The organism is Candidatus Glomeribacter gigasporarum BEG34 (assembly GCF_000227585.1).
Taxonomy (GTDB): domain Bacteria; phylum Pseudomonadota; class Gammaproteobacteria; order Burkholderiales; family Burkholderiaceae; genus Glomeribacter; species Glomeribacter gigasporarum_B.
This window is the reverse complement of the sequence record NZ_CAFB01000038.1, coordinates 25,835-43,595: the sequence shown is the minus strand read 5'-3', so window position 1 is coordinate 43,595 and position 17,761 is coordinate 25,835. Positions and strand designations below refer to the sequence as shown.

The window sequence follows — 17,761 nt, the reverse complement described above, 5'->3', positions numbered from 1 at the left end:
AGCGGGCATCATGCCGTTTAACCTATTACGGCTTGGCACTCTGATTGCCCTGGCGCATACGCTGGGACTCATCGCCGCCTTTCATGCCATTCGCACTGCGCGCACCTCACAAGGCGCGGTCGCCTGGGCAGTCTCTTTAATCACCATTCCCTATTTAACACTCGTTCCCTATCTTTTTTTGGGGAGCAGCCGCTTTGCCGGTTATGTGGACCGGCGGCGCTTTGCCCAGCAGAAAATGCACAGACACGCCTGGCGGCGCGCAAGCCACCCTCCATCGGGAACGGCGCGCAATCCTGCCGCCACGCATTCCGACGCGCTCGGCGAATCGGTCAGCCGCGCTTTGTCAGCGCTGGCTGAGGCGCCTTTTACGCACGGCAATCAGGTGCGCGCATTGATCAATGGCAAGCATACCTTTGCAGCGATTTTTGAGGCGATCGCGCGCGCAACGGAATACGTGATTGTGCAATTCTTTGTGGTGCGTGATGATGCCCTGGGGCGAAAACTCAAGGAGGCGCTGATTGAACGGGCGGCGAAGGGCGTTCGCGTCTATTTTTTATATGATGGGATTGGCAGCTATGATCTGCCGCGCCATTATATTGAAGCGTTGCGCGCGGGCGGCGTCGAAGCGCGCGAGTTTGCAACGCGCCGCTTCATTAACCGTTTCCAGCTCAATTTCCGTAACCATCGCAAGATCGTGATTGTCGATGGCAAAGCCGCCTTCGTAGGCGGCCATAACATCGGCGATGAGTATCTGGGCGCAAAACCGCCGTTATCACCGTGGCGCGATACGCATATCGAAGTGAAGGGCCCCGCGGTGATCGATGTTCAATTCGCTTTTATTGAAGACTGGTACTGGGCGGCCCAGCGTTTGCCGCAGGTCAGGCAAATGGCGCCTGAGCCCGCGCAAACCGGCGCTGGTATGAGGTGTCTGGTAATGGCAAGCGGCCCGGCCGATACTCAGGAAACATACTCACTGTTTTTTGTGCAGATTATCCACGCAGCGCGCCGGCGCCTCTGGATTGCAACGCCCTATTTTGTGCCGGACGAGGCGGTATTCGCGGCGCTGCGGCTTGCCGTCATGCGCGGCGTTGAAGTCCGCATTCTGCTGCCCGCCCGGCGCGATCAATATATGGTCTTCCAAGCCTCAACCTTATATGCCCATGATGCCATCCGAGCCGGCATTCAGATTTTTCGATACACGCCCGGCTTTATGCATCAAAAGGTGGCGCTGGTTGACGATCACGCTGCCGCAATCGGCAGCGCGAATCTCGACAACCGTTCATTCAGGCTGAATTTCGAGCTGATGGTGCTCACCTGCGATACCGCCTTTGCGGCTGAAGTGGCCGCAATGCTGGAGACGGATTTTAAGCGTGCGATTGCTGTCAGGTTGACTGAGTTTAGCGGCGCGCCCGCCTGGCGGCGCGCGATGATGCACGTTGCACGGCTTTTTTCGCCAATTTTATGAGAACCTGTTCACGATCTGTAGCGAGCGCCTGTCAGCCAAGGAGGACGAAGCGCAGGAACCGGAGCATATACGTAATATGTGAGGATTCCGAGCACCGCCCGACGCAGGCTCACGGGCGCGCAGTAAGATCATGAACAGGTTCTGAGATATATTCAATCAATGATTGACCCGCATTCACTTTCAGAATTAATATACACGGTTTTATTTTCAGCAAGTTCTTGCGCTTAGAGCATTTTTCAGGATAACTCAATCGCCAACCATCAATCAGTTGGTCCGTAAAGGGCGGCGCGCGCGCGCCCTTGAAAAGCAAAAGTCCGGCCTTGGAAAACTGTCCGCAAAGAAGGGGCGTCTGCACGCGGGTCTATACGACAACGCCCAAAAAGCCGAATTCAGCGCTGCGCAAAGTGGCGAAGGTGAGATTGACAAACGGTTTTGAGGTCATTTCTTATATTGGCGGCGAAGGCCATAATTTGCAGGAGCACTCGGTTGTGCTGATCCGCGGCGGTCGCGTGAAGGATTTGCCGGGCGTGCGCTACCACATGGTGCGCGGCGCGCTGGATACGCAGGGTGTGAAGGATCGCAAGCAGGCGCGCTCCAAATACGGTGCGAAACGCGCCAAGACATAACGGAAGGAGAACCAATGCCGCGTCGTCGGGAAGTGCCAAAACGGGAAATATTGCCGGATCCGAAATTTGGCAGTGTCGAGGTTGCAAAATTCATGAATGTGCTGATGCTTTCCGGCAAAAAAGCCATTGCAGAACGCATTGTATATGGCGCGTTTGAACACATCCGGATCAAGAATCATCAGGACCCGGTCGAAGTGTTCAGCGTTGCGTTGAATAACGTAAAACCTGTTGTTGAGGTGAAGGGGCGGCGCGTCGGCGGCGCGAATTACCAAGTCCCCATTGAAGTCCGCCCGTCGCGCCGGATGGCGCTATCGATGCGCTGGCTGCGCGAAGCGGCCAAGAAACGCAGCGAAAAATCAATGGCGATACGGCTGGCGGCTGAATTGATGGAAGCGTTTGAAGGCCGGGGCGGCGCGATGAAAAAACGCGATGAAGTGCACCGGATGGCTGAAGCGAATAAGGCCTTTTCCCATTTCCGTTTTTAAGCCAGAGCGTTTTTCACTGATTTTTCCTATGTCGCTTCGCGCTCGCTCCTCGGGCAAATCGACTGAAAAATGCTCTAGCCGAATATTGCCGGACTTCCGCAGTAAGTCTCTTTTTCTTAAAGTGGTAGAGGATTAAAGTGGCTCGTAAGACGCCTATTCAGCGTTATCGCAATATTGGCATCAGTGCGCATATCGATGCCGGAAAAACGACGACGACCGAACGCATCCTGTTTTATACCGGCGTCAATCACAAGATTGGCGAAGTGCATGAAGGCGCTGCGACGATGGACTGGATGGCGCAGGAGCAGGAACGCGGCATTACCATCACATCAGCGGCAACGACAACCTTCTGGAAAGGGTTAGCCAATAACTATCCCGAACACCGCATCAATATTATTGATACGCCGGGGCACGTCGATTTTACGATCGAGGTCGAACGTTCAATGCGCGTGCTCGATGGCGCGTGCATGGTGTATTGCGCAGTCGGTGGAGTGCAGCCGCAGTCCGAGACGGTTTGGCGGCAGGCGAATAAATATAAAGTGCCGCGTCTTGCCTTTGTCAATAAGATGGATCGCACCGGCGCGAATTTCTTTAAAGTCTTTGAGCAGATGCGCTCGCGTCTAAAAGCAAATCCGGTGCCCATTCAAGTGCCCATCGGCGCAGAGGAAAATTTTAAAGGCGTGATTGATCTGGTGAGGATGCGCGCGATCATCTGGGATGAAGCCAGCCAGGGGACAAAATTTGAATATCAGGAGATTCCGGCGGCGCTTGCAGGGGTAACGGATGAATGGCGTGAAAAAATGCTTGAAGCCGCCGCTGAATCATCCGAAGCATTGATGGATAAATATTTAGACGGAGAGGAATTGACCGAGCAGGAAATCAAAAGCGCATTGCGCGCGCGCACCATTGCGGGCGAGATTGTACCGATGCTCTGCGGTAGCGCCTTCAAAAACAAAGGCGTGCAGGCGATGCTCGATGCCGTGATCGATTATCTGCCGTCGCCGGTGGATATTCCGCCCGTTCAGGGTGAACTCGAAAATGGAGAACGCGTTGAGCGTTTGGCTGCGGATAACGAAAAATTCTCTGCGCTCGCATTCAAAATTATGGCCGACCCCTTCGTGGGTCAACTGATCTTCTTCCGCGTATATTCAGGCGTTGTCCGTTCGGGCGATACCCTCTATAACCCCGTCAAACAGAAGAAAGAGCGTTTGGGGCGGATCGTGCAAATGCACGCCAACCAGCGCGATGAAATCAAGGAAGTTTACGCTGGCGATATCGCCGCAGCGGTCGGACTCAAGGAAGTCACTACCGGCGATACGCTCTGCGATCCAAACCATATCATTGTACTGGAGCGAATGGAGTTTCCAGAGCCGGTGATTTCCCAGGCGGTTGAGCCCAAAACAAAAGCCGATCAGGAGAAAATGAGCCTTGCGCTTTCCCGGTTGGCGCAAGAAGACCCTTCATTTCGAGTAAAGACCGATGAGGAGTCGGGGCAAACCATTATTTCGGGAATGGGTGAGCTGCATCTCGAAATTCTGGTTGACCGGATGAAACGTGAATTCAGTGTTGAAGCATCGGTCGGAAAACCGCAGGTCGCCTATCGGGAAACGATACGCTCCATATGCAAAGAGGTTGAGGGCAAATTCATCAAACAGTCGGGCGGACGTGGCCAATACGGTCACGTGGCGCTCAAGCTGGAGCCGCAGGAGCAGGGCAAAGGTTATGAATTTGTTGATGAGATCAAGGGCGGGGTAGTGCCGCGCGAATATATTCCGGCGGTGGATAAAGGCATTCAGGAAACATTGAAATCTGGGGTGCTGGCAGGCTATCCAGTGGTTGACGTCAAAGTGACTTTATTCTTCGGTTCCTATCACGAAGTGGATTCAAATGAAAACGCCTTCAAGATCGCGGGCTCGATTGCGTTTAAGGAAGGGATGCGGCGCGCGCATCCGGTGCTGCTTGAGCCGATGATGGCGGTTGAAGTGGAGACACCGGAAGAATTTATGGGGAATGTCATGGGCGATTTGTCATCGAGACGCGGCATTTTGCAAGGCATGGACGATATGGCGGGCGGAGGCAAACAGGTGCGCGCCGAAGTTCCGCTTGCGGAAATGTTCGGATACTCCACCTCGCTGCGCTCGCTGACTCAGGGGCGCGCCACTTATACAATGGAATTCAAGCATTATGCTGAAGCGCCGCGTCATGTGGCTGAGGCGATTATTTGTGCAAAAGGCAGATAGAAGTCACTCCGAAATGACTTCTAGAGCATTTTTCAGCAGCTTGCCCTGTGTCGCTTCGCGCTCGCGCCAGTGGCAATCTCGCTGAAAAATGCTCTAACTTATTTTGTTTGGCAGCATATCTGTTGCCCGCTCTTTAAAGGACAATAAATGCAAAAGCAGAAAATCCGGATTCGCTTAAAGGCGCTTGACCACCGTTTGATCGATCAATCCGCGGCCGAAATTGTGGATACCGCAAAACGCACAGGCGCAATTATCGAGGGCCCCGTGCCATTGCCTACCCAAATTCAGCGCTTTGATATCCTGAGCTCGCCGCATGTGAATAAAACTGCGCGCGACCAACTTGAAATTCGCACACATCAAAGACTGGTCGATATTGTTGACCCGACCGATAAAACAGTGGATGCATTGATGAGATTGAATTTATCTGCCGGGGTAGATGTCAAAATCAAGCTGCAGTAGAAGTGTATTAACCAAGACTTAACGGAATTGGAAGCAATTGTTGGCATTGCCTGATCCAGTTGTTTTTCAAATGCAACGGGTTTGCAATCGATGAAAGTCTGAACGCATTCTGAACTTTAGAATCCCATCCATCCCGCCACATTCTGGGACCATACAGTGAGCGCACGGGAGTTCTCTCTGCGAGACAATGCTTCCATAATGGAATTGTGCGCAAAAGCAGTTAACTTGTGCGCAACAAAAAGCTCAAAGGACCGCTGAATCGAGGCTAGAGCATTTTTGAACGGGGTATTGCAATGAGTCAGCCACGGATATCCAGACGCGCATTGCGTGTGTTGATAGCAGGGATTGGATGGAGCGTATGCGGATGGAGCATACAAAGCGGGTGGGCAAACGCCGATCTCGAACGCGGCCAGGCGATTGCGGTGCAAGTGTGCGCTGCCTGTCATCAGAACGACGGCCGCGGCGCGGTGAGTGTTGCGCCAAAGCTGGCAGCGCAACATGCACAGTATCTTTATAAACAACTCGCTGACTATAGAACCAAACCCAATGAAACCGCGCCTGAACGCAGCAGTCCAGTGATGGCGGGCTTTGCGGCAGCGTTATCCGGCCAAGATATGCAGGATGTTGCTGCGTATTTTGCTGTGCAGCCTGTATCGACCGCTTTTGCGCAGCATCCAGAGGATATTGAACTTGGCCAGAAAATTTGGCGCCGCGGCATTCAAGAACGCAGGGTACCTGCGTGCGCTGCATGTCACAGCGCAACGGGCGCTGGAATTCCAGTGCAATACCCGCGCCTGGCTGGACAATGGCAGGATTACACGATTGAGCAACTCAAAGCGTTCCAAAGCGGCGCGCGCCATAACAACCTCACGATGCAAACCATTGCGAAGCGTTTGCTGGAACCAGAAATCAGGGCAGTGGCTGATTACATTGCCGGCTTGCGCTAAAACTTAATCACCACACCGGACCATACACCCCCTAGGGATGTAGCTCCGGCAGCGCATAAATTTTTACGCTTGAACGCGCGCGCAGCGACGCAAGATATGCGTCCCACTCAAGTTTCAGTTGCGCCAGTTGCTGTTGCATCGTTTTGATTTTTTGCGTATCCGGGGATGGGGTGCGAACAGCGTTGATCCGGTAAATTGCGTATCCGCCGTCTGAATCATCCCCCAGTTCAACGCCCACATATTGCGGGAATGGTTGCGCGCCTGTTTTAAAGAGCGCGTTCAGCGCGGTTTCCGGCACGCCTTGCGGGTTTATGCGCGACACTTCAAATGGCGCGGAAAAGCCCTGTATGGCGCGCGTGTTGCGCAGTATGTTGAGTTGTGATTTCCCTTCTACGCGGGCTGCCTGCATGGCGCGCAAAGAGAAGATTTTTTGTCGGATATGTGGTTTCACTGATTCAAATGGCTGTCTGAAGGCGGGTTGATGATGGCTCACATGCGCCGCGATTAAAACGCTGCCGCCTATATCCACTGCTGCGGTGTTGGATGTGCCGTTCAATACTTCCTGGCTGGAAAAGACGGCTTCAAGAAATTTCGGATGATTCAACGGATCCGTTGCACTCAATGATGCCTCTGGCTCACGCCTGACTTTTGCGGTTTGAATCTTCAACCCGAATGGCTCCGCCGCAGAATTCAGGCGGCCTTCCTGTTTGTAAACTAGATCAGAAAAACGCTCGGCCGCTTCGGAAAAATGCTGTACGCCGTACTGTTTTTTTAGCTCAGCAATTAAACGAGGCTTCACTGCGCTCAATGCCGGGGGCGTTGCTGGCTTGATATCCGTGACCTGAATGATGTGATAGCCAAATTCCGACTCGACCAAATCGCTGATTTCATCCTTCTTCAGCTTAAAGGCCGCTTCCTCAAAGGGTTTGACCATCATGCCAGCGCTAAAATAACCCAGGTCGCCGCCTTGCTTTGCAGAACCTGGGTCTTGGGAATGCGCGCGCGCCATTTCCGCAAAGCGTTCCGGTTGAGCGCGCACCTGGGCCAGCATGGCGCGCGCCTCTGCCAGCGCCTTATTGCGCGCCTCGGATGCGGGTTTGGACGGCAGCGCAATCAGGATATGGCGGGCGCGAATTTGATCGCCGCTGCGGTTGTTGACAATTTTGTCCTGATACGCTTTTTCAAGCGCCGTTTCAGAAGGCGAAAACGATGCGGCGAGCGCTTCCGGGCTCAAGACAACATAATCAATCGTCGCCATCTCCGGCACTTCAAACTCGCTCAAGTGCGCATCGTAGTATTTCTTGAGCTGAGCATCGTCCAAAGGTATTTGTTGCGCTCGCGCCTCATAGTCTGCAGGGCGAAATGTGCGGACTTGTATCTTCCACTGCCGTTCAAGCAAGGCGTTCAGACGGCGCGACGCGCCTTCTGTCACAAATGCGCTGTTGGCAACGCTCTGAACGATCTGCATGGAGGCTAAACTGTGCCGCACGCGCGCATCCAACTGCTCCGGCGTTAAGCCTTGCGCCGCAAGTAATTTCCGGTATTGCTGAGCATCTATTGACCCGTCGGACTGGATCAGCGACGCAATTGCTGGAATACTCAGAATCGTCCGGCGGACTGCCTGGTCCGATACGATCAGACGCTCGCGCCGCGCTTCAGCAGAGATCAAGCGTTGCTGAATCAGTTGATCCAGCACATGGGTGCGTATCTCGGACATTTCCGCCCGGTCCGGCGCCTTGCCTGAGATTTGCTGAATTTGATTAAGCACATCGCGCAGCGTCGCCTCATACTCCTGGCGGCTGATCGGCTGGCCATTCACGCGCGCAACATTCGCGTCCTGGCTAAAAAAACTGTGAAATCCCTGGATACCGACCAGTCCCAGACCTGGCACGATAAATAAAACCAGACAGACCATCATCAGGCCCTTATGGTTGCGAATGAAATCAAGCATGGAAGAGTCCGCTATCCATAACAGAATTGATCAGTATACATTTCGGCCCTCACCGATGAAGTGCGGGCGGAAGTGGAACAGTGGCAGACGCGCCCGCTTGAGGCGATGTATCCCATTGTGTCTTGATAAGCTGCGGCTCAAGATTTGGGATGCAGGAAGCGTTAAAAATTCGATGAACGTTTCGCCAACTCAATGAAATCGTTTCGCATGTATTCAAGCGGAACGTCCAGAAAAGGCAACAAGGCAATGATACCTACTGATTTTATTGGCGGAGTGGACGGGGCTCGAACCCGCGACCCCCGGCGTGACAGGCCGGTATTCTAACCAACTGAACTACCACTCCAGTCCAAGGATGGCGTCCCCTAGGGGATTCGAACCCCTGTACCCACCGTGAAAGGGTGGTGTCCTGGGCCTCTAGACGAAGGGGACAAGAATGGTGGAGGTAAGCGGGATCGAACCGCTGACCTCTTGCATGCCATGCAAGCGCTCTCCCATCTGAGCTATACCCCCTCTTCCAGAGCATTTTTCATTTAGCTTGCCATGAAGTCCTATGAACTGATCGCAAACTCATTGAAAAATGCTCTAGGGTTGAGATGGCCAGCTCGGCGCATCACCCTATTTCACGCTTTTATGCGCAAGAATTCTGCATATCGTTTACGTGCACAAACCCTAAAAGATGTGCGATTCTAAAGAGCAAACACTATTTTGTAAATATAGAAATTCCTAAGGGGAGAGGCGCACGATTTTCCAATCTGCGCCTGTGGTCCGTGTATATTGAATACGGTCGTGCAGACGTGAGGGGCGGCCTTGCCAAAACTCGACGACATCAGGAATTAACCGGTAGCCGCCCCAATTCGGCGGACGCGGCGGATGTTCGCCAAACCGCTTGGCAAAGTGCGTAAAGCGCGCCTCTAATTCGGCGCGGCTTTGAATAACAGCGCTCTGCTGCGAAGCCCAGGCGCTGATTCTCGACGTGAGCGGCCGCGATTCAAAGTAGGTATCGTTGTAGGCAGCCTCCATTTTCTCGACAGCGCCTTCAATACGCACTTGCCGTTCCAGTTTCATCCAATGAAAAAGCAGGCTTGCGTAAGGCGTATGTGCAAGTTCACGGCCTTTACGGCTTTCATAATGCGTAAAAAAGATCAAACTGCGCGCATCAATTTCTTTAACCAGCACAATACGCGCTGAAGGGCGTCCATTTTCGCCGACGGTTGCAAGCGTCATCACGTTCGGTTCAGCAATCCCCGCCTCGAACGCCTGCGCGAACCAACGTTTGAATTGACGCAGGGGGTCTGCATCGACTTCGGTTTTAGAGAGGGAAGCGCGCGAGTATTCTGTGCGCAAATAGGGCAGTTTTTCAGACACAATATCAGGAGTTTCGAGCATTTGGCTCTGAAGTCGCCTGTTCCAACAGTCATCAATACTCTGACCCATGATACAGGAATATTCTGATCTGCCTGATTTAACCGCGCTTGAAGAGGCGCATCTGGCGCCGTATGCGGCGCGCTCGTCTCAATCGCGCGGCAGGCAGCGGCCGGAGCCAGCCGCGTGGGCGCGCACCGAATTCCAGCGTGACCGTGACCGGATTATTCATTGCGCTGCGTTCCGACGGCTGGAATACAAAACGCAGGTTTTTATCAATCATGAAGGCGATCTGTTCCGGACCCGGCTCACGCATAGCCTGGAAGTGGCGCAAATTGCGCGTTCGGTCGCGCGCAATCTGCGCGTGAATGAAACGCTCGTCGAAGCGATTTCGCTCGCGCACGATCTCGGTCATACGCCGTTCGGCCATGCCGGGCAAGACGCGCTCAACACATGCATGCGCGAATACGGCGGCTTTGAACACAATCTGCAAAGTCTGATGGTGGTCGATGAACTCGAAGAGCGGTACGGCGGTTTTAACGGACTCAATCTTTGCTTTGAAACGCGCGAAGGTATTCTGAAACATTGTTCACGCGAGAACGCGCGGCGGCTGGGCGATATCGGCGCGCGCTTCTTGAACGGCGCGCAGCCGACGCTGGAGGCGCAAATCGCGAATTTCGCGGATGCGATTGCGTATAACAATCACGATATCGACGACGGCGTGCGCTCCGGCTTGCTGACGCTGGAGCAACTGGAAGCGGTCGAGCTGTGGCGCGCGCATCGCCGCGAAGCGGTGCGCGCCTGGCCGGCGCTGCGCGGACGGCGGCGGGTGGCCGAGACAGTCAGGCGCATCATTCATACGCTGATTATCGATCTGATCACGGCGACCGCGCGCAATATCGCGCGCGTTGCCCCCGCGCATCCGGACGATGTCCGCCGCGCGCCGCCGCTGGTGGCGCACAGTGATGCGATAGCCGCGCAGCAGCGGCAACTCAAACAGTTCCTGTTCAAAAACCTGTATCGTCATTACCGTGTGATGCGGATGACGAGCAAAGCGCAGCAGATCATCCGTCAATTATTTAACGCATTTCAGCACGATCCCCGCCTATTGCCGCCGGATTACCAGATTCAGACGATGGATATGCACGCTCAGGCGCGCAAAATCGCGCATTACATCGCGGGGATGACCGACCGCTATGCGCTGGCGGAGTATCGACGGCTTTTTGTAATGGAAACAGAGTGAACCTTTATCCGTGGATACGGCCGTTTTTATTCCATCTCGACGCTGAAACGGCGCATCATTTGACATTGTCTGCTCTGCGCGCCGCGCAACGAAGCTGCATCATGCAGCGTTTAGAGACATCGACCGTTCACGCGCCACGCACGGTGATGGGATTGCGTTTTGACAATGCGGTTGGACTTGCCGCCGGACTCGACAAAGACGGTCTCTGTATCGACGGACTGGCGGCGCTGGGTTTCGGTTTTATCGAAGTGGGCACGGTAACGCCGCGCGCACAGTCCGGCCAGCCGCGTCCGCGCCTGTTCCGTTTGCCGGATGCGGGCGCGTTGATTAACCGGATGGGGTTTAACAACGGCGGCGTCGATGCATTAGTTCAACGCATTCGGGCCGCGCGTTATCAAGGCGTCATTGGCGTGAACATCGGAAAAAACGCCGATACGCCGCTCGAACACGCTGCGCGCGATTATCTGTATTGTCTGGAGCGCGTGTATCCGGTCGCGCATTATGTGACGGTCAATATTTCGTCGCCGAATACACAGGGTTTGCGTCAACTGCAAGACAAAGCGCCGTTGGATGCGCTATTGGCCGCGTTGCAAGACAGGCGGCGACGCCTGGCCGATCAACATCGCAAAAACGTTCCGCTGGCGCTGAAAATCGCGCCCGATCTCGACGACGCGCAAATCCGCATCATTGCGGATACGCTGCTGCGGCATCGCGTTGACGGCGTGATTGCGACGAATACGACAAGCGCGCGCGCCGCAGTGACTGGCTTGCCGCATGCGGATGAAGCGGGCGGATTGTCTGGAAAACCGTTATTTGAACCGTCGACGCGCGTGATTCGCGCGCTTTTTGCGGCGCTCGGTCATGAGATTCCGGTGATCGGCGCGGGCGGTATTTTTTCAGCCGACGACGCGCGCGCCAAATGCGCGGCAGGCGCGTCTCTTGTGCAGTTGTATACAGGATTCATTTATCGAGGTCCGGCGCTGATCCATCAATGCGCGCAGGCGTTGGGTTTGAACGCCTGCGGCTACAACACCTAGAGCCATTAGGAAACCGCAGTAAAATCGTGAGCAGGTTCTAAAGCAGAGCGCTCAGATCACCTTTGATCGGAGTATCATCTGTCATGCGATCAGCATCCATCCTGAAGCGATGACCAAAATCAGCCAGTTTTTGCAGGGCGCGGATGAGTAACGGACCATTTAATTCATCCAGGACAAGCGTCTGAATCAGCACTGCGGACTGGGTGCGCGGGTCGATTGAAAACAGCGCATTGTGCAACGGACCGCCGTCCAGCGTATTTCTGAAATTGACATGGTGCATACGGATACACAATGAATCGGCGGCCTCGCTCACTTCTCCAAAATCCTGAATGACGATGATGCCAGGCGGCGCGGATTCGTCTTTTGCGACGATGGAAAACAAATGGCCGTCCGTGCCAATGGACCAGATTTTCGTCACCGCATCGGCTGGAACCGGCGGTGCGCCTAACATCTGGGCCACTTCGCTGAAAAGCTGGCAATAACGGCCCGGCGCAGGCGGCGACTCAGGGTCGGACCGGATGAATGAGCGGTCGTTCATCTTGACAACTGGAGTCTATCCGTCCCAACAGTTTCTTGTGCGGGCGTTATAGGACTGACATCCCATTTTTCATTGTCCCCCCATCTTGAAGTCGCGCTGATAAAGGCGTAATAGAACTCTTTTTCGGATAGAAGCGGATCTTCAATATCTATTTTTCGTCCCTTGAACTCAAACTGCCTCAATTTTTCATAGCTCTCTGTTCCAAAAAGGTCTGTCACAACCTCTTTGATCATATCCGGTACATGAGGCCGGGTATCCATACAAACCTCATTGCCGCGCACAATCTTTTGGAAGGTCCGAGTGACTGAAAAGCAGGACAACTCATGGAATCCCCCCTCGCATTGCTTGCCGCGGTAGCCATAGGGATGTATGCAATTCTCACTGCTGAGCCACTGACTGACCAGTATATTTTCAGGATGAGAACAGGTTCTGATCATCACATCGGGCGGTCCATATTTTTCGAGCGAATTTTGCACAGGAGAGCGAGCGTCTCGAAAATAAGCGCCTGTATCAAAATGGTTAAAAATCAGCGATTGGTGAATGGTTTCTGTATTTCTTTTAAAAGGAATGGCTTCTTGATGCACTACGCCAAACTGCAAACCGCTGCCGTTGCCGCGCCACAGCGTACCTAACGCAATATGATGTATTTTGTCGCCATACGCTTTCCGGAACCGGAAAGAGAGTTCGATGCCGCGGTCTTCCGATGGCATGTCTGAAATGCGTTGATTGACCACATGGGCGGTGTCTTGCAGCCATTGTTTTTTCATTGAAGAGATTGCGCTCGATTCTTCCTGCGTATTGAAATATCGACTCAAGAGAGGTTCTGTTGTGAGCGCTTGCGCGAAGTCCGTCTGTGTGACCTTGGTCAAACGGAACGATGGCGGAATCTTCATAATGAAGGGCATTTCAGAAGCGCCCGATACAAACTGCTGGGCGACCTCAGAAAGCCGATGGAACGCTCTTTCATGGTGAAGGGTCGAGTGGGCGCGAGATAGTGAAGAAAAGGCATTAAAAGCGCGTGTGGATAAAGTAGACAATTCTGCAAGGTGGATTGCCGGTAGCATAATCTCCTCCATTTAAAAGAAGGTTGCAGAAAAATTTTGGTGCGTATGTCCAGTCTCCTTTGAGAATGCGGCTCTAAGAACCTATTCACGATCTTACTGCGCGCCCGTGAGCCTGCGTCGGGCGGTGCTCGGAATGCTCACATATTTCATATATGCTCCGCTTCCTGCGCTCCGTCCTCCTTGGCTGACGGGCGCTCGTCACAGATCGTGAACAGGTTCTAAGGGTGTCACCCATCATGCTCCCGCAAGGAAAATATAGTCTTTTTAATACCCTATAGAAATCGGTGAAATCCATTAAGCAATCGCAGGAGTTTTTATGCCAGCCCATGAAAGTGCGCTTAGCGCGTCAATGAGTGAACGCGCCGCTTTGAATGCAGCGTCGCCAGCGCTGGACGATTACACCGTGATTCGCCGCAATGGCGCGGTGGTGATGTTCGAGCCGTCCAAAATCTCCGTTGCAATGACCAAGGCGATGCTGGCTGTCCACGGCGAGCAAAGCGCGGCGTCGGCGCGCGTGCGCAAGACGGTCCATCAATTGACCCGGAACGTGGTGAACGCACTGATACGCAGCCGTCCGCATGGCGGGACCTTCCACATCGAAGATATTCAGGATCAAGTCGAACTGGCGTTAATGCGCGCGGGCGAACACCATGTTGCGCGCGCCTATGTGCTGTATCGGGAACAACGCGCGCAGGCGCGGCAGGCAAGCGCTACCGCTGCGCCAAAAGCGGAGCTCCATGTGCTGGATGATGGGGTCAGGCGTCCGCTCGATCTGGACGCGCTGACCGCGCTGATTGCGCAGGCGTGTGAAGGACTGGGCGCGGCGGTAAAGCCGGAGCCGATCATCGAGCAGACGCTCAAAAATCTGTACGAGGGGGCGCCGCTGAAGCAAATATATGACAGTGCGATTCTCGCGGCGCGCACGCTGATCGAACAAGAGCCCGCGTACAGCCGGGCCGCGGCGCGCATTCTGCTCCATATTCTGCGCCGCGAAGCGCTGGGCAAAGAAGTCACGCATGCGCAGATGGCCGCGCGCTATGCGCGCTATTTTCCGGTTTTTGTGCAGCGCGGCGTCAGGGCCGGATTACTCGATGAAAAACTGCTCCAGTTTGACCTGGCGATGCTCGGGCAAGCGCTCGTTGCCGCGCGCGATCTGCAATTCAGTTATCTGGGACTGCAAACGCTTTATGACCGCTACTTTCTCCATATTGACGGCGCCCGGCTTGAATTGCCGCAAACTTTTCTAATGCGCGTTGCGATGGGGCTAGCGCTGAATGAGGCGGACCGCAATGCGCGCGCAGTCGAGTTCTATCATCTGTTATCGCGCTTCGACTTTATGAGTTCGACGCCGACGCTGTTTAACGCCGGGACGCGCCGTTCGCAATTGTCGTCGTGCTATTTGACGACGGTCGCGGATGATCTGGAAGGCATTTACGAAGCGCTGAAAGAGAACGCGCTGCTGTCGAAGTTCGCTGGCGGTCTGGGGAACGACTGGACGCGCGTGCGCGCGCTCGGCGCGCATATCCAGGGGACAAACGGCAAATCTCAGGGTGTTGTGCCCTTTCTGAAAGTGGTGAATGACACAGCGGTCGCCGTCAATCAAGGCGGCAAGCGCAAGGGCGCGGTCTGCGCGTATTTGGAAACCTGGCATCTCGATATCGAAGAATTCCTTGAACTGCGCAAGAACACCGGCGATGACCGCCGCCGCGCGCACGATATGAATACCGCTAACTGGATTCCCGATCTGTTTATGAAACGCGTGCTCGCCGATGCGCAATGGACGCTATTCTCGCCATCCGATTGCCCTGATCTGCACGAGAAATACGGCGCCGATTTTGAAGCCGCTTATCTGGATTACGAAGAAAAGGCAGCGCGCGGCGAAATCAAACTGTTCAAGAAAATGCCCGCCGCGCAGCTATGGCGCAAGATGCTCGGTATGTTATTTGAAACGGGTCATCCGTGGGTCACCTTCAAAGACCCGTGCAATATCCGCTCGCCGCAGCAGCATGTCGGCGTGGTGCACTCGTCGAACCTGTGCACGGAGATCACGCTGAATACGAATGATTCCGAGATCGCTGTCTGCAATTTAGGCTCCATCAATCTGGTCGCGCATCTGCGCGCTGCGGACAACGGCGCTTTGCGGCTTGATCATGACAAACTGAAAAAGACGATTCAAACCGCGCTGCGCATGCTCGACAATGTGATTGATATCAATTACTACGCGGTCGCCAAAGCGCGCGATTCCAACCTGAAGCATCGGCCCGTCGGTCTAGGGATTATGGGATTTCAGGATTGTTTGCATGCGCTGCGCATTCCCTATGCGTCGGAGGTGGCGGTTGAGTTTGCCGACCGTTCGATGGAAGCGGTGTGCTACTACGCGTATTGGGCCTCAACCGAACTGGCGCAAGAGCGCGGCCGCTATTCGAGTTACGACGGTTCATTATGGTCGCGCGGCATTCTGCCGCAAGATACGCTGGCATTGCTGGCGCAGGCGCGCGGCGGTCATGTCGAAGTGGACGAATCGGGCACACTGGACTGGGAAGCATTGCGCCGCCGCATTGCGCGGTATGGGATGCGCAATTCCAATTGCGTTGCGATTGCGCCGACTGCGACGATTTCCAATATCGTCGGCGTTTCGGCTTGCATCGAGCCGACTTATCAAAACCTGTTTGTGAAATCCAATCTGTCCGGCGAATTTACCGTTGTCAACGAATATCTGGTGCGCGATCTAAAAGCGCGCGACCTGTGGGACGCAGTGATGATCGCCGATCTGAAATATTTCGACGGCATGCTCGCGCGCATCGACCGGGTGCCGGCAGACTTGCGTGACTTATATGCCACCGCGTTCGAGATCGATCCCAAATGGCTCGTTGAAGCCGCCGCGCGCCGCCAAAAGTGGATTGATCAGTCTCAGTCGCTCAATATTTATATGGCCGGCGCGTCGGGCAAAAAGCTCGATGAAATTTACAGACTCGCATGGCGGCGCGGATTGAAGACGACCTATTATTTGCGCACGATGGCAGCCACGCATATCGAGAAATCGACCGTCGCGCATGGCGCGCTCAACGCGGTTGCGATGTCGTCTGAATCTTCAGCGCACAGTGCGCCGCAAGTTTGCGCATTGCGCCCGGACGATGTAAATTTTGAAGCATGCGAGGTGTGCCAGTAGCGGGCAATACAGGGTAAAAAAAAACCGGCTGCAATTGAGGGTAGTAGGATGTTGAATCTAAATCAGAATCGGAAGAGTCAGTCGGACACTTTAAAGGAATTCGCGCATCAGGCGCAGACTTTGAAAGAAAAGCAGGAAGAACAGACGCCGGCGCGCATTAACGTCGCCGATAAGCGCATCATCAATGGCAAAACAGATGTCAACCAGCTCGTGCCGTTCAAATATAAATGGGCGTGGGAGAAGTATCTGGCCGGTTGCGCGAACCACTGGATGCCGCAGGAAATCAATATGTCCCGCGATATCGCGCTATGGAAAAACCCGTATGGCTTAACGGAAGACGAGCGCCGTATTGTCAAACGCAACCTCGGTTTTTTTGTGACCGCGGATTCGCTGGCGGCCAACAATATTGTGCTCGGCACCTACCGCCATATCACCGCGCCCGAATGCCGCCAGTATCTATTGCGCCAGGCTTTTGAAGAAGCCATCCATACACATGCCTATCAATATATTGCGGAATCGCTTGGCCTGGATGAAGGCGAAACATTTAATGCCTATCATGAGATCGAATCGATTCGCGATAAAGACGCGTTTTTAATTCCTTTTATCCATACCTTAACGGATCCGATGTTCAAAACGGGCGCGCCGGACGCAGATCAAGCGTTATTAAGATCGTTGATCGTGTTCGCGTGCATGATGGAAGGTTTGTTTTTCTATGTCGGTTTTACGCAGATTCTGGCGTTAGGGCGGCAGAACAAAATGACCGGCGCCGCCGAGCAGTATCAGTACATCCTGCGCGATGAATCGCTGCATTGCAATTTTGGCATCGATCTCATCAACCAGATCAAGCTGGAAAATCCGCATTTGTGGACGCCCCATTTCCGCGCTGAGATACGTGAACTGTTCAGTCAGGCGGTCGATCTCGAATACCGTTATGCGGAAGATACGATGCCGCGCGGCGTACTGGGATTGAATGCACTGATGTTCAAAAAATATCTGCGCTTTATTTGCAACCGGCGCTGCCGGCAGATCGGCATCTCGCTTCTCTTTGCAGAGGATGAAGAAAATCCTTTTCCGTGGATGAGCGAGATGATTGATCTGAAAAAAGAGCGCAACTTTTTTGAGACGCGCGTGATTGAATATCAGACAGGCGGAGCGTTAAACTGGGATTAAAACCC

At 54.1% G+C, this 17,761-nt stretch carries 13 protein-coding genes, 3 tRNA genes and 2 pseudogenes; 11 read left to right on the top strand and 7 right to left on the bottom strand.

The genetic code is table 11. The features are described 5' to 3' along the window. The first annotated feature begins 10 nt into the window (after positions 1-10). The 6 genes and pseudogenes from cls (at position 11) to CAGGBEG34_RS03085 (ending at position 6,222) form a co-directional block, all read left to right on the top strand. The gene (cls, locus tag CAGGBEG34_RS03110; protein WP_006682415.1) at positions 11-1,465 is read left to right on the top strand and encodes a cardiolipin synthase; all 1,455 of its coding nucleotides are present in this window, start codon (positions 11-13) and stop codon (positions 1,463-1,465) included. A 241-nt stretch (positions 1,466-1,706) separates the two neighbouring features. Continuing rightward, a pseudogene (rpsL, locus tag CAGGBEG34_RS03105) lies at positions 1,707-2,091 on the top strand (30S ribosomal protein S12). Between the two features lie 14 nt (positions 2,092-2,105). Continuing rightward, positions 2,106-2,576, top strand: coding sequence for a 30S ribosomal protein S7 (gene rpsG, locus CAGGBEG34_RS03100; RefSeq protein WP_006682413.1), 471 nt, complete (start codon positions 2,106-2,108; stop codon positions 2,574-2,576). A gap of 137 nt (positions 2,577-2,713) precedes the next feature. Continuing rightward, the gene (gene fusA / locus CAGGBEG34_RS03095) at positions 2,714-4,816 is read left to right on the top strand and encodes an elongation factor G (protein ID WP_006682412.1); all 2,103 of its coding nucleotides are present in this window, start codon (positions 2,714-2,716) and stop codon (positions 4,814-4,816) included. 147 nt (positions 4,817-4,963) lie between these two features. After that, the gene (gene rpsJ, locus CAGGBEG34_RS03090; protein WP_006682411.1) at positions 4,964-5,275 is read left to right on the top strand and encodes a 30S ribosomal protein S10; all 312 of its coding nucleotides are present in this window, start codon (positions 4,964-4,966) and stop codon (positions 5,273-5,275) included. A gap of 293 nt (positions 5,276-5,568) precedes the next feature. Next, positions 5,569-6,222: a c-type cytochrome gene (locus CAGGBEG34_RS03085; protein WP_006682410.1), complete on the top strand. Its 654-nt coding sequence runs from the start codon at positions 5,569-5,571 to the stop codon at positions 6,220-6,222. Between the two features lie 31 nt (positions 6,223-6,253). On the opposite strand, the gene CAGGBEG34_RS03080 is transcribed toward CAGGBEG34_RS03085, so the two are convergent. Beyond that, complete coding sequence (locus tag CAGGBEG34_RS03080; RefSeq protein WP_006682409.1) at positions 6,254-8,173, bottom strand: SurA N-terminal domain-containing protein; 1,920 nt, start codon at positions 8,171-8,173, stop codon at positions 6,254-6,256. 36 nt (positions 8,174-8,209) lie between these two features. Here CAGGBEG34_RS03080 and CAGGBEG34_RS11600 point away from each other — a divergent pair. Then, positions 8,210-8,342, top strand: a pseudogene (locus tag CAGGBEG34_RS11600) (transposase); the annotation flags it as partial. A 97-nt stretch (positions 8,343-8,439) separates the two neighbouring features. Here CAGGBEG34_RS11600 and CAGGBEG34_RS03075 read toward each other — a convergent pair. The 4 genes from CAGGBEG34_RS03075 to pdxH all read right to left on the bottom strand — a co-directional run bounded on the left by CAGGBEG34_RS03075 (position 8,440) and on the right by pdxH (position 9,559). Beyond that, positions 8,440-8,516: transfer RNA gene (locus CAGGBEG34_RS03075), tRNA-Asp, on the bottom strand. Between the two features lie 10 nt (positions 8,517-8,526). Beyond that, positions 8,527-8,602: transfer RNA gene (locus CAGGBEG34_RS03070), tRNA-Glu, on the bottom strand. A 5-nt stretch (positions 8,603-8,607) separates the two neighbouring features. After that, positions 8,608-8,683: transfer RNA gene (locus tag CAGGBEG34_RS03065), tRNA-Ala, on the bottom strand. A 213-nt stretch (positions 8,684-8,896) separates the two neighbouring features. Continuing rightward, on the bottom strand, positions 8,897-9,559 hold the full coding sequence (gene pdxH / locus CAGGBEG34_RS03060; protein ID WP_042687911.1) for a pyridoxamine 5'-phosphate oxidase: 663 nt from the start codon (positions 9,557-9,559) through the stop codon (positions 8,897-8,899). Positions 9,560-9,605: 46 nt separating this feature from the next. Here pdxH and CAGGBEG34_RS03055 point away from each other — a divergent pair, with 46 nt between their 5' ends. Continuing rightward, the gene (locus CAGGBEG34_RS03055; protein ID WP_006682407.1) at positions 9,606-10,778 is read left to right on the top strand and encodes a deoxyguanosinetriphosphate triphosphohydrolase; all 1,173 of its coding nucleotides are present in this window, start codon (positions 9,606-9,608) and stop codon (positions 10,776-10,778) included. Then, positions 10,775-11,815 (top strand): quinone-dependent dihydroorotate dehydrogenase, encoded by a 1,041-nt coding sequence (locus CAGGBEG34_RS03050; protein ID WP_006682406.1) that lies wholly within the window; start codon positions 10,775-10,777, stop codon positions 11,813-11,815. The genes CAGGBEG34_RS03055 and CAGGBEG34_RS03050 overlap by 4 nt, the downstream gene beginning before the upstream one ends. 37 nt (positions 11,816-11,852) lie before the next feature. On the opposite strand, the gene CAGGBEG34_RS03045 is transcribed toward CAGGBEG34_RS03050, so the two are convergent. Together CAGGBEG34_RS03045 and CAGGBEG34_RS03040 are read right to left on the bottom strand one after the other, a co-directional pair. After that, entirely contained in the window at positions 11,853-12,353 is a 501-nt protein-coding gene (locus CAGGBEG34_RS03045) for a type III secretion system chaperone family protein (RefSeq protein ID WP_006682405.1), read from the bottom strand. Continuing rightward, positions 12,350-13,417 (bottom strand): hypothetical protein, encoded by a 1,068-nt coding sequence (locus CAGGBEG34_RS03040; RefSeq protein WP_006682404.1) that lies wholly within the window; start codon positions 13,415-13,417, stop codon positions 12,350-12,352. Before CAGGBEG34_RS03040 ends, CAGGBEG34_RS03045 begins: the two co-directional genes overlap by 4 nt. Before the next feature lie 316 nt (positions 13,418-13,733). Between CAGGBEG34_RS03040 and CAGGBEG34_RS03035 the strand changes: the two genes are divergently transcribed. After that, on the top strand, positions 13,734-16,586 hold the full coding sequence (locus CAGGBEG34_RS03035; RefSeq protein WP_006682403.1) for a ribonucleoside-diphosphate reductase subunit alpha: 2,853 nt from the start codon (positions 13,734-13,736) through the stop codon (positions 16,584-16,586). Positions 16,587-16,634: 48 nt separating this feature from the next. Then, complete coding sequence (locus CAGGBEG34_RS03030; RefSeq protein WP_006682402.1) at positions 16,635-17,756, top strand: ribonucleotide-diphosphate reductase subunit beta; 1,122 nt, start codon at positions 16,635-16,637, stop codon at positions 17,754-17,756. Positions 17,757-17,761 lie beyond the last annotated feature (5 nt).

Excerpts from the sequence above, each read along its gene's own strand:
- CAGGBEG34_RS03030 (WP_006682402.1), top strand. The coding sequence starts at position 16,635 with ATGTTGAATCTAAATCAGAATCGGAAGAGTCAGTCGGACACTTTAAAG.
- CAGGBEG34_RS03080 (WP_006682409.1), bottom strand. The coding sequence starts at position 8,173 with ATGCTTGATTTCATTCGCAACCATAAGGGCCTGATGATGGTCTGTCTG.
- rpsG (WP_006682413.1), top strand. The coding sequence starts at position 2,106 with ATGCCGCGTCGTCGGGAAGTGCCAAAACGGGAAATATTGCCGGATCCG.
- CAGGBEG34_RS03085 (WP_006682410.1), top strand. The coding sequence starts at position 5,569 with ATGAGTCAGCCACGGATATCCAGACGCGCATTGCGTGTGTTGATAGCA.
- CAGGBEG34_RS03040 (WP_006682404.1), bottom strand. The coding sequence starts at position 13,417 with ATGCTACCGGCAATCCACCTTGCAGAATTGTCTACTTTATCCACACGC.
- rpsJ (WP_006682411.1), top strand. The coding sequence starts at position 4,964 with ATGCAAAAGCAGAAAATCCGGATTCGCTTAAAGGCGCTTGACCACCGT.
- CAGGBEG34_RS03045 (WP_006682405.1), bottom strand. The coding sequence starts at position 12,353 with ATGAACGACCGCTCATTCATCCGGTCCGACCCTGAGTCGCCGCCTGCG.
- cls (WP_006682415.1), top strand. The coding sequence starts at position 11 with ATGCCGTTTAACCTATTACGGCTTGGCACTCTGATTGCCCTGGCGCAT.
- CAGGBEG34_RS03035 (WP_006682403.1), top strand. The coding sequence starts at position 13,734 with ATGCCAGCCCATGAAAGTGCGCTTAGCGCGTCAATGAGTGAACGCGCC.
- CAGGBEG34_RS03055 (WP_006682407.1), top strand. The coding sequence starts at position 9,606 with ATGATACAGGAATATTCTGATCTGCCTGATTTAACCGCGCTTGAAGAG.
- pdxH (WP_042687911.1), bottom strand. The coding sequence starts at position 9,559 with ATGCTCGAAACTCCTGATATTGTGTCTGAAAAACTGCCCTATTTGCGC.